This is a genomic window from Streptomyces sp. NPDC107575, assembly GCF_055657265.1.
The window spans coordinates 232,052-243,611 of the sequence record NZ_JBVKBG010000010.1 but is presented as its reverse complement, the minus strand read 5'-3'; the positions used below and the strand labels follow the sequence as shown (position 1 = coordinate 243,611).

General features: G+C 64.3%; 9 protein-coding genes. 5 read left to right on the top strand and 4 right to left on the bottom strand.

Translation table 11 applies throughout. The features are described from left to right. Nucleotides 1-134 precede the first annotated feature (134 nt). The 4 genes from ACZ7L4_RS38650 to ACZ7L4_RS38635 all read right to left on the bottom strand — a co-directional run bounded on the left by ACZ7L4_RS38650 (nt 135) and on the right by ACZ7L4_RS38635 (nt 6,217). Entirely contained in the window at nt 135-1,262 is a 1,128-nt protein-coding gene (locus ACZ7L4_RS38650; protein WP_472109731.1) for a three-Cys-motif partner protein TcmP, read from the bottom strand. 104 nt (nt 1,263-1,366) lie between these two features. Then, on the bottom strand, nt 1,367-2,122 hold the full coding sequence (locus ACZ7L4_RS38645) for a DUF5131 family protein (protein WP_472109730.1): 756 nt from the start codon (nt 2,120-2,122) through the stop codon (nt 1,367-1,369). A gap of 469 nt (nt 2,123-2,591) precedes the next feature. Then, on the bottom strand, nt 2,592-4,226 hold the full coding sequence (locus ACZ7L4_RS38640; protein WP_472109729.1) for a UvrD-helicase domain-containing protein: 1,635 nt from the start codon (nt 4,224-4,226) through the stop codon (nt 2,592-2,594). After that, nucleotides 4,214-6,217, bottom strand: coding sequence for an AAA family ATPase (locus ACZ7L4_RS38635; RefSeq protein ID WP_472109728.1), 2,004 nt, complete (start codon nt 6,215-6,217; stop codon nt 4,214-4,216). The genes ACZ7L4_RS38640 and ACZ7L4_RS38635 overlap by 13 nt, the downstream gene beginning before the upstream one ends. A 315-nt stretch (nt 6,218-6,532) precedes the next feature. On the opposite strand from ACZ7L4_RS38635, the gene ACZ7L4_RS38630 reads away from it, so the two are divergent. The 5 genes from ACZ7L4_RS38630 to ACZ7L4_RS38610 all read left to right on the top strand — a co-directional run bounded on the left by ACZ7L4_RS38630 (nt 6,533) and on the right by ACZ7L4_RS38610 (nt 11,505). Further along, nucleotides 6,533-6,691 (top strand): transposase, encoded by a 159-nt coding sequence (locus ACZ7L4_RS38630; RefSeq protein ID WP_472109727.1) that lies wholly within the window; start codon nt 6,533-6,535, stop codon nt 6,689-6,691. Between the two features lie 265 nt (nt 6,692-6,956). Next, nucleotides 6,957-8,009: a DUF4238 domain-containing protein gene (locus ACZ7L4_RS38625; RefSeq protein ID WP_472109726.1), complete on the top strand. Its 1,053-nt coding sequence runs from the start codon at nt 6,957-6,959 to the stop codon at nt 8,007-8,009. A 186-nt stretch (nt 8,010-8,195) separates the two neighbouring features. Beyond that, nucleotides 8,196-9,734, top strand: coding sequence for a restriction endonuclease fold toxin-2 domain-containing protein (locus ACZ7L4_RS38620; RefSeq protein WP_472109725.1), 1,539 nt, complete (start codon nt 8,196-8,198; stop codon nt 9,732-9,734). Between the two features lie 40 nt (nt 9,735-9,774). Then, nucleotides 9,775-10,224, top strand: a complete 450-nt coding sequence (locus ACZ7L4_RS38615) for a hypothetical protein (protein ID WP_472109724.1) — start codon at nt 9,775-9,777, stop codon at nt 10,222-10,224. A 354-nt stretch (nt 10,225-10,578) separates the two neighbouring features. Further along, nucleotides 10,579-11,505, top strand: coding sequence for an LLM class F420-dependent oxidoreductase (locus ACZ7L4_RS38610; RefSeq protein ID WP_472109723.1), 927 nt, complete (start codon nt 10,579-10,581; stop codon nt 11,503-11,505). The last annotated feature ends 55 nt before the right edge of the window (nt 11,506-11,560 follow it).

Sequence of the window (11,560 nt, the reverse complement as noted above, 5' to 3'; positions counted from 1 at the left end):
GCCCGCAGCCCGGCCCGACGGGCTGGCGGCTTGGGCCGACGGGCATTCGGTGTAGGTGGGGACCTGATTCGACGGGCGTCGCCGGTCTGTTCCGGCGAGGCCTGTCGTGCGGTCGGTACGGCCCCGGAGCCTGCTCACCAGAGGGCGCCCTGCTCGGCTGAAGGGCGGGAAGCCGGTGGTGTTGCGGCCAGTTGCACTCGCGTCTTGTTGTTGATGGCGCGAGGGTCCGTTGTCACGGTGTTCGCGTCGCGTAGCTGTCGGACGGCGTCGATCACTTGAGCGGGCCGGTAGACGGTTTCCAGGAGGGTATATCGCTTCAGGTCTGGGATGGTGCGCCCGTCGGGAGTGTCGGCAATGAAGTCGCGCAGGATGCGTCGCAGTGGGGCTGTGTCGGGTTCGAATACGAGCTCCAGCATCTGCTGTTGGGTGTCCCGAGGGTCGCGGTAGCGGACGCCGTAGGAAGGGTCGACCTTCCACATGGCGTCCTTCATCTTCTCCAGGCCCAGTTCGTGCTGGGTGCCGAAGATCAGGTAGAGCTTCCTGTTTCCCTCGTCGACCATCTCGAAGTACAGCGTGTGCGTGAAGCCGGCCTGTCGGAGCGTGGCCCGGTATTGCTCGCGCAGGAACGTGAACTTGTGCGAGGAGTGCTGCTGGAATACGGCCTGCCACTCCTGGCTGCCGAAGGCTGCGTCGCCGAGTTGGCGGTGGCCGTCGTGGTTCTCGGCGAATCGCGTGAGGAAGGCGGGCTCGAAGGTCACCATCACTTCGGTGCTGGCGTAGCGCCCCAACTCCTGCAGCAGATGGAAGGGTATGTCCGGTCCTCCGAAGCTGTCGAGCAGGACGAACAGGGGTTTCCCCAACGCGCCGATGCTCCGAAGATTCTGCAGGAGGGCGGGGTGGAAGTCTCCGTGGCGTATGTCCACTGCCATTCGCTGGGCGATGCTGTCCGTCTGCCGGGAGCGCACGAGCTCCATCTGCTGCTGTAACTCCTGGACGCGCCGGGCGTCCTCTTCCATGAGGATCATGCGCATACGTTTCGGGAACCTGTTCAGCGCGTCGGCGAACACCTCGTAGGCGATGACAGGGGAACCGGGCTCACCTTGTTTGTAGACGCCAGCCCCGGCGAAGCCTTCCACGTAGCTGATCACCTCGTGCCGCGACAGCAGAATCGGCGTCCAAGCCTCCAGATAGCGCTTCAATAAGTCATGTTTGGCGGCCGTGTGCGGATCGCGCTCCCACACGGCTTCTTTCGGTACAGCCACGACTGCTCCCCCTGCCGCCTCCCGTTGGCCCCGCTGGGGAGAGGGTCACACATCGTTGCCATATGCCACCAGAGTGCGTACGGCGTGCTGCTGCACCGTTGCCGTTAATGAGCGGCAGCAGGAAGACGGGGAGGCATCTCGTCCCAGAGCGCACCGTCGAGTTCGCGGCCTCCGGATTTCGGGGTGCGGCCGCCCCATTGTTTGAAGAAGAACGGCACGTCGGCGTTGGTGCAGGCATCGCGGATATCCACCAGCCACTCTTCCTCGACGGGGCGGTGGTGAGGCCCGGACTCGCCTCCGGCGATCACCCAGCCGATGCCGTCCAGGCGCAGACCGGCCAGCGGGCCGAGGAGTGGCTCGCAGGACAGGAAGCGCACGGCAGCGGGAACGTGCCGCAGGCCATCGACGCGGTCCAGGTGCTCCGCGCTTTCGACGGACACGCCCATCCACAGGTTGGGCGGCCAGTCGAGTTCGCCGGCCACGCGTCGCAGCCTGAGTGCTCTTTTGGTCAGGAGCTGGTAGGTGTGCTGAGGCGTTTCGGTGATCACTTGGAAGACCTGCCGGACGAAGTCCAGAGGGACCTTCGCGTGGAAGAGGTCGCTCATGGAGTTGACGAACACCATCCGCGGCGCCTTCCACTGGCGGGGAACGGCCAGCGCGTCCGGATGCGTAGTGAGGCCGAAACCGGGGCCGGATGTCCTGGGGTCACCGTCCGCCTGGTACTTCGCGACCCCCATCGCCTTCAGGCGCCTGGATAACGTCAGGGCATAGCAGTGGTCGCACCCGGGAGAGATCCGGTCGCATCCTGTGGTGGGGTTCCAGGTCGCCTCGGTCCACTCGATCGTGCTCCGGTCGCCCATGGGTCCCCTCCCGTAGCGGGCGGACAAGGGCCATCGGCGCTTGCCCGCCCGGCGCTTCGACTGCGCTGCATAACGAGCGGCGTGCCGAACTGGCACGCGATCACCCCCATCCTTCACGTCGAACACGTGTGCTGTGAAGGGGGTGCTGAGGTCGAGACTCGATCGTGCACCCGATGCACTTGGATCGGCTGAGTGTGTCGATGAGCGTGCCACACAGGCGCTTGGCTTCGTCGAGGGCTTGGCGGCGAAAATTCGTGGCTAACCCGCAGCGCGACCGCGGTCTCCAGGTTCCTATCCTCGCGGTCGAAGCGCTCCACGGCCCGCAGCCTGGCCCGCTCCCGGGCAGCCCTCCCTACGGCGGTCAATCCCCTGCCCTGCGCCTACCTCACGCCCCGATGGCTACCAGTGCCGGACAGCATCCGTCCGGCAAACTGACCCGACATCACCCGTTCAAGTTCAGTAGTGCGTCTCACGGGTGGACAGTGCCTGAAGCAAACCAGTCACGAAGTGTGGGTTCAGCTCCTTCTGGTACGTCGTTGATAAATACGACGGCGAGGCCGCGTTCGGCTCGTGAGCAGCACACATAGAACAGGTTGCGTGACCGTGCGGCCCGTTCTGCCTTGTCGGTTCCCGCGAGCATCTTGCCAATGCTGTATTTTGTCCAGGTCCTGTCGTCCACTGCAACGAGGACATTCTCGAACTCATCTCCTTTAACCCCGTGCTGGGTTGAGAAGGGGGTGAGCTCGTCGATGAAACGAGTAACGCTGATTACCTCCTGGTAGGACACATTGCGGAGGCTGTTCGAGAAGTCCGCGCGGCGCTGGTCACGCTCGTTCAGGTTGGTTGCGGTCCTCCGGCGCTCGCGATCCTTGAGCTTTCCAGGCACGGTCAGTAGGTGGCCGTCGGCCATCAGTTCGAGGACGTCGCCGATGGTGCCGGTCATGCGAACGGTGTCGAGCTTACGGATGGCGTTGCTGATGGTGCGCTTGTGTATGTGCCGGGTGACCTGTGTTCTTCCTTCGTCCAGGAGTCTGGTTAGTTCGGCAAAGTCGTTCGCCTCGAAGGCTTTGGACAGGTACTCGACCCGCGTCAGGTACTGGATGTAAGGCTCGTTGCGGGCCATGAGATCGTCAGGTCCATAGCGGCCAAGAGTTCTGTATTGGTCCAGGAGGTTCGCGTACTCCAGGGTGCCGGCGATACCTCGGTGCGTGAGGAGAAGGTACTTGGTGTTCTCCCGCGTCCAGCCGTGTTCGCCGAGGAGTTCTTCGGCCACGGCGAGCCGCTGGTGCCCGACCGGGATGGCGGCGTTGAGGAAGAGGTGGACCTCACCGGTCTGCTGTTTGCCGACTGCGTTCTGGATCAGCTGGGGGCGCATTTGGTTGAGGACCTCGACCACCGGCGGTGAGCACCGGTAGTTCTCGTGTTTGGTGATCTCGGCAAGGTCAGGACGTTTTACCTGTCCTACGCCGGAGTCGTAGATCTTCTGCATGGAATCACCGAAGAGGCCGACGGTGCATCTCTCGGCACCGGCGCCTGCCAGGTGATCCATGAGCAGCTCGATCGTCCCTGGTGAGGTGTCCTGGTACTCATCGACGAAGATGATCGGGTATTGGCTGGTGATAATGCGTACGAGCTTGGGGTGAGCCTTGACCAGACGCAGCGACAGCGCGAGGACATCGTCGTGAGAGATCCGCCCCTCGCTGAGCCGGCGCCCGCGATCTGAGTACTCGATGACAGGGGCAGCGGCGACGCCGTTCATGTCTTCGGGCTTGGTCAGCTCCTTGTTGTAGTCAAGGATTTGCTGCCAGAGCTCGTGTTGGTACGGCTGGATCACACTCCAGAGAAATTCGTGGATGGTGCCGACGTAAACGAGCGAGTCCGCCGCGATGCGTTCAAGGATCTTCTTCTTGGCGACGTTCGTGTAAGTGATGCAGGCAATCCGTCGATGGTTTGCCTCCAGAGGCACGCGGTGATGGGCGAGGAGGTGCTGAAGGGCCCGTACCAGGGTGGTCGTCTTGCCGGCGCCTGCTCCAGCTTCCACGAGAAAGCTGCTTCGCGCCTCCAACTGCGCGATGACGGCCTCAAGGGTACTCAGGCGAGCCATTGCAGTCCTTCAGCGATGTAACGGGGAACGCCCCAGTCCTCCAGCAGCATCACGTCGAAGGCGAAGTCAGTCTTGTGACGGCTGAGTTCCTGCGCGATGCCGTACGCCTTGGCCTCGATGTCGTCGGCGGTGGGATCGGCTCCGACCTGCTTGACGAAGGCCGACTTCAGGGCGAGCTGGCGGAAATCCCGCGCCAGGGGCTCAGGGTTGGCGATGATGAAAGCGTCCTCGAAGCTTCGCGCGCAGACGCCCGCCTCTACCTCTGGGATCTGGTAGGCGACGCGGACATGGCCCTGCTCCTTGTCGGCCGAGCCGGCGGCGAGGAGTTCGGCGATGCTGGACTTTGCGGGCAGCCACTTCTTCAGCGTCGAGTTCGCGGTGACGGCCTGACCGAGGCCGGGTGGGCAGGCCGTGCGGTCCTCGGATGACACGGAGTCGATGTCGGTGATGACGAGGGTCTTCACGCTCAAGAAGGCGAGCAGCTCCTTGAAGCGGACGGCATAAGAGTCGCCCACCTCGATGACCGACACGTACTGGTGCAGAAGCTCCCGGGCACATCGGCGGACCATCTCTGGCAGCAACAGGCGTTCGGCTGTGCCTTCGATCAGGATCACCTTGTCGGCGAAGAACATGTCGCACCGGTGCAACACCATGTACTGGCGGAGGAAGCGCAGGGTCTCGTCCCCCTGCGAGGTGGCCTCTACGTTGGCCTCGAAGGTTGAGAGATCCTTGACGGCGAGCTGTGGCCCGGAACGATCGAAGTACCGCACAGTGTGGAAGCCGCTGCTGGCAACGATGTGGGAGGAGTGAGTGGTGATCACCACCTGCACCTTCCACCCTGTCTTGCGGCCTATGAACTCCTGGATGTTCTTGATGAACGTCTCCTGCATCTGGGGATGCAGATGGGCCTCAGGCTCCTCGATGAACAGCAGCTGCAGCGCAGGCTTAGGCAGGGTGCGTTCGTAGGTCTGATGGAAGCTGATGACCTGAAGGATGGTGAAGATCAGCTTGCTGTAGCCCAGCCCGTTGTGCCCCTCCGGCAGATGGAAGTCGTCTTCCCCGGACGGGTACTGGATCCGCGTGCTGCCGCGCAGGATGCCCGAGGCCTCGATGAGGGAGACGATCCGCGGTTTCTGGACAGGGGCAATGCTGCCCACGCCGAAGGTGCGTAGATCCTCGAAGATCGGATCGAACAGAGTGGCGTAGTTGTCGTCGAGCTGCTTCGAGGCAGAGGCCAAGGCCGTCTCGATCTGTTCGATGCTCTGGTGCCGGTCCTCGTGAGCACTGTTGACCTTGTAGTAGGACTCGAACGTCTTCGAGAGCGTGAGGGTCTTGTCGCCCGGTGTGTCGTCGACCTTGGTCTGCGCGTAGACGAACTTGACCGAGAGGACCGCTTCCGCAGCTCCTCGTCTGATCTCCTTCGTTACCTTCTCGTCCACGGGGCTCACGGCTCGGTAGGCCGTCGCGAAGTACTCCGAGAAGTTCTTGCGCAGCCACTTCACGCGATCGAACGATTGCCGCTGACTGGCCGTCCAGAAGTCATGGAGAAAGTCGTGCGGGCGCGTTGCCTTCAGCGCGGCTTCGATCTTGACCGAGACGCAGGTCTCGTCGAGGTCCAGGATCACGCCTGTGAGCGGGGCGAGGTCTTCGTCCTCCGTGTACTCGATGGTCAGGAGCAGGCGGATGGCCGGAACCAGGTCGTACGCCTTGGCGAGTAGGTCCTCACTGGTCTCTGTGTCACCCTGCTCAGCGAGTGCCTGGGCCTCGCCGAAGATCTGCCGCGCCTGCTCGATGTCCGCGATACGACAGGTGGAGAAGTCCTCCAGGACAAACCTTGTGTCCTCCTCTCCGAAGAACTTCTCAAAGAGATTGACGAATGAGGTCTTGCCGCTGTTGTTGCGCCCGACGATCAGAGTGGCCGTCGGATCGATCCGAACGTCCACCTTCTCCAGGGCTCGGAAGTTGATCACTTCCGCATGAGTCAGCTGCATCGAACTCCTGCCATGGTTCCGATCCTCATCTCCCGCGGCGGCATATGCCCGTGCCTGCGGAGCCAGAGCAGTATCTGGTACAGAAGGTGCGGGCGCGTCCAGTTGGCTCAAAGTGGCTATCGATGAGCTGGATTGCGCCTGTTCCTGACCCTGCGGATCGGTGGCTTGAGGGGGAGTCGCCTTCGAGTGGGCTCGGGAAGAGGCTCGAGTTTGTGATGGACGTAGCGGGGCGGGGGCCAGTACGTGGTTGGGATTTTGCCCCGAAATGTGGACATTTCTTGAAGGTCGGATCGTGGGATCCGACGAGGAGGTGTCGTGGTGGCTGTCACCCGGTGTTCGGAAGAGTTCAAGCGGGACGCCGTCGGGCTGGTCGCGTCCAGCGGGCGGTCCATCAACTCGGTGGCCAAGGAGCTGGGCATCAACACTGAGTCCCTGCCTGCAGGCCCGTGGCGCTATGGGCGGCGGGGCCGGTGAAGCGATGACGCCGGACGAGCGTGCGGAGCTGAAGCGGCTGAGGGAGTAGGTCCGCGAGCTGGAGAGCTGGAGAAGGAAAACCTTCGCAAGGCGGCCCAGTATTTCGTCCGACCGCAGCAGACGCCGCTCCGTAACCATTGATCCATCGGAGACCGATAATGCTCGCGGCTGACTGGTGAGGCTTGAGAGGATCGGCTCTGACTGCCGGCATCGGGTGATGCATCACCGGCAGCGCAGTTGTGGCGAACACCGCACAGGGGGCAGCGTGGAATGGAAGCTTGTGGATACGGTGCCCAACCCCTGGGGACAGATCCCGATATCTGACGGTGGCCGGGATCTGAACCCCCGTGTACGGGAGTACATGGCGAAGGTGGCGGCTGCTGCGCTGCGCCGGGACTGTAACTCCCGCAGGCACCACTACGTGCCCAAGGCCTACATGAGGGCCTGGAGCCTCGACGGGAAACGTGTTCGGGTCCTGGACACGGTCAACGGCCTCGACCGGCTCCTAGGTCTGCGCGACACATGCGTCCGGGAGAACTTCTATCGCGTGACGGACCCTCAGGACGGGCCGCACAACCAGGCCGAGGCGATGCACTCCGTGATCGACGACGAGACAGCCCGTCTGCTTCGTCTGCTGCGCGCCTGGGAGCCCGGCGGCGACGTGGAGTTCGACGATTTCATGTCCCTCGCTGTGGTCCTCGCCTTTCAGCGGAACCGCACGCCTCAGCGCAAACGACTGCTGGAGGCCCAGGACGCCTGGATGCGAGTACGCGGGGGACAGGAGGTTCCGGAGCTGACTTCGACGGAATTCGTGAAGAAGGTCTTCCGCAGCGCCTACCGAGCAGCTGACGAGCACTCGACGCGGCAACTCGAGTTGTGGGACGACCCTCAGGCACGGCTGATCACCAGCGACCAGCCCGTCATCATGTCGATCGACTCGACCAGCGAGACCCCATCCACGTTGACGAGCAGATATCTGTGGTGGCCTCTCGGTCCCTCTCGCATGCTTGTGCTCAGCCAAGGCCTGCGCGGATGCAAGGTCGTACACCGCACGCTGGCCCGCAGGGAAGTCGACCGTCTGCGTGCGGCGTTCATCAGAAACGCCGAGGCAGCTGTGATCGCTCTGCCCAACGACACTGACCTACCTGCTGGCCGAAAACTTGCTCGCCGCCCGCAACTGGCACTCGCCTGCGAGTCCATCGATCCCCAAGCGCGCAAGTGTCGCATCGAGCTCGGCTGCGGATACGGGACACGGACTCTGGATCGGGTGTGCCAACCTCTCTGCGCCATGGTGGGCGGGTCACGCACGGCGACGTAGCCGCAGACCACGGCGATGGGACTCAGTGCCTCGGGGCTGTCTGCGAACGTCCGGCGAAAGCCGTGCCGGGCCTTCCCCGGCCGACGTTGTGTATAGCGTGGTGGCACGAGAGGGGGCGCTCGGGCTCGATGTCAGTACCGGAACGTAAGGTGCCGATGCCGCGCTCGGGCAACAGCAGGGGGAACTTTGGACGTTCGTCACCGGACGGAGAACTTCGTCAACGCCTCGTGGACGTTGGTGGATTTGCGGGACCTGATCTTCGACATGCTGAGCTTGCTGTTCACCGAGCTCGAAGGGCAACACGGCATGGCCGGCGACGACGACGCCGGCCGCGCCTTCGCGACCGTGTACAAGGCAGCCGTGCAGACCGTCTTCGAAGCGAGTCGTCACGCGCACCTGGCCATGGCGGGCGGAGCAGCTGGACTGTTGAAGAACGCCGAGGACTACCTCAAGCAGGAGAGCGAGATCGCGGCCGAGCTGCTGGGGAAGAGTGCGGCCCCGGAGATCGGCGCCGAGCCGTCCAAGCCGGATTGCAGCCCGCGCGCGAGTCACTACAGCGAGGATTTGCCGGAGGTTGTAGGCGAGACCAGCTGGTCAGATCAGTATCTGCTCAGCAAACGCTTCCACGGGCAGCGGGACAAGCTCCGCACGGTGGCCAAGAGCTGGCGTGCAGCAGCGAGGATCATGGAGGACGTGTACTGGGACGCCGACACCGCGTGGCGAACCGCCACGGCTGAGCAGGTCGGCGAGACCGGGGACGCGATCGAGGGCTGGTTCAGGAAGTTCGTCGGCAAGACGCCTCCGCAGGGCGAGGCCAGCGACGACGACACGCTGATCGTCAATCTTCATGCTGCGTGCAAGATGCTCGCAGACGCTTGTGACGCGTACGCGGACCACATAGACACTGCGCTTCAGCGCATCCCCAAAGAGGACGACCCTCTCTTTGGGGATCCGCTCTTCATCTGGGAGCGGCCGGCGTTCGGTGGCGAGGGGCACGACGGCGGTCTCCACGACCTGGTCGCAGGCGACGTGCGCATAGCAAGACTCGGCAACGTCCCGCATGCGCTGGACAATTCCAAGGACCGTGTGAAGGTCCCTCAGCCCGAGGGAGATGGCGGCGGCTTGTTGCCCTCTCCGCCTCCGTTCCTCGGACCGTTTGTCCGATCGCCCTTGCTCGTTCCGTTGGCCTATCGGCCGGCCAACGGGCCTCGGGTCCAGCCCATCGGGCCGCCGACCCCGCCGGATCCGCGCTTTCCGCCGTTGACCGGTGGCGAGCAAACGAACTTCCAGACGTGGCTGAGTTCCCTGCGCCAGGGAGACGTGTCCGGAGGTAGGCCGGCAGAGGTCGCCTATCAAAAGCGTGTGGCCGGCTATCCGGAGTTCGAAGTGCCGATACCGCCAGGGCACGGCAAGAACAACACGCTCATGGTTGACGGTTTCCGTAACCTCGACGGAATGGCCGTTGAAGCCAAGTACGTGAACGACGAGAGGAACTGCTACCGCACTCTCGACGGGCTCCGGGACAGCCACAACACGGGGAAGAAGGACTTCCTGTACGGCTCGGACCGCAAGGAACTGGCGAAGTACGCCGCTGCGCTGGACGATCCCCGCAACAGCCAGATGCGGGGAGTGGAGACCGTCACCAACAGTCAGGACTCGGTGCCCTACTGGCGCGTGATGATGGCCGCGTACGGGGTCGATGGCTACGCCCGCTATGAACCATGACCACCCCTTGTCCCCTCATGCAACGTAAGGAGTACACACTGTGGAACGGTCCGAGCTGGAGAAGCTGGAGACACTGTTCGTCTTCACACCTATCCAGGGCAGCACATGGGGCCTTACCTTCACTGGGCTCAGGCAGGCGCTGTTGGACCTCGACCCCGATGCTTTTATCCGGACAGAGGACCCACGAGCCGACGTGCCGGGCGGCGGCCCGTTCATGTTCTTCGAGGCCGCTCTGGGTGAGGAGGACATCGAGGGCATGGCCAAACTCGACCGCGAGGGCGTCGCGGTCCAGAGTTGCACCGCCCACCGGGCGGCGGAGTTTGTGCAGTGGCTGCGTGCTGCTGTTGTCCCTCAGGGGGCCGCCATCTCCTTCAACACGGAGTGGGGAATGGAGAGCGATCTCACGGACGCGGTCGTGCCGACTGCTCCCGAGGCCGACCTGGTTCAACTCTTCCTCGACCACATCGCACAGATCGATGGGCTGGACTAGCCGGACCGGGGCGCGCAGGACGGCAGGCAACAACGACAGAAGATCGTCTTCTTCGTCTCGAAGGAAGTCCCGTGCGGTCGTGCACAGTCCACGGCTACGCTGACAGTTGTCTTAACGGAGTTTCGCGGACACCAACAAGGACAACCCCCACCGCAAGGTCCGGTTGAGCTTCTTCGGTGGGTGAGTTGCGGGGGCCGCGCCGTGCGGGCCGGAGTCGGGTGCTCGGCATTCCGCTCCCCGCCCCCGCTTCGAGTCGCGTCACCTCTTCTCGTTAGCCTGGCGTCTCCGACCAGCAAATACGGCGTGGGCTCGCCACTCGGTGCTGCCGTGCGCCTGTCGAGAGGAGACCCGTCAGTGAAGTTCGGGATCAATGTGCTCAATTACGGGCCCGGTACCACCCCCGCGTCCATGGAGGACTGGGTTCTCCGCGCCGAGGGGCTGGGGTTCCACCTGGCGATGATCTCGGACCACGTGACGCTCCCGCAGGAGGCTCTGCCGGTCTTCCCGCCGCCGTTCTACGACCCGTTCACCACCCTCGCCTACCTCGCGGGCCGCACCACGACCATCGAGCTGGGCACCACGGTCATCGTCCTCCCGTACCGGCACCCGCTGCAGACGGCCAGGGTCGCGGCGAACATCGACCAGATGAGCAACGGGCGGTTCGTGTTCGGCGTGGGCGTCGGCTGGTCGGAGCAGGAATTCAAGGCGCTGGGCGTCGACTTCGCCGCCCGCGGCAGGATCACCGACGAGTACCTGACGTCCATCAAGGACCACTGGACCAAGCCGCTGATCTCCTTCCACGGCGAGCACCTGGACTACACCGACATCACCACCGGCCCGGCCCCGGTCCGTGACCCGCACCCGCCGGTGTGGGTCGGCGGGCTCAACGGCCCCGCCATGCGGCGGGCCGCGCGCTTCGGCGACGCCTGGCACCCGTTCGGCCTCGGCCCGGCCGAGCTGCGGGAGCGGCTGCCCAAGCTGAGGGCCGCCGCCGAGGAGGCCGGGCGTCCCACGCCGGCCCTCGCGCCGCGCATCCCGCTGCACATCACCGAGAAGCCGGTCCCGGAGGAGGGACGGCTCGCCGGGCACGGAACCGTTGCTCAGATCCGGCGCGACCTGGAGGAACTGGCCGAGCTCGGGCCCGACTGGATCGTGCTCGACACCTTCCTCACCTTCTACCTCGGCGCCGTCTCGGCGGACGAGGTTCCCCGCCACGACCCGGCCCAGCTGGAGATCGCGGCGGCGGAGCTCATCGACCTCAAGGGCGAGACCCTGCGCTGACGGGCCGACGGCCCGTCAGCGCGCGAACGCGGCCCGACCTCCGTGGAGGACGGGC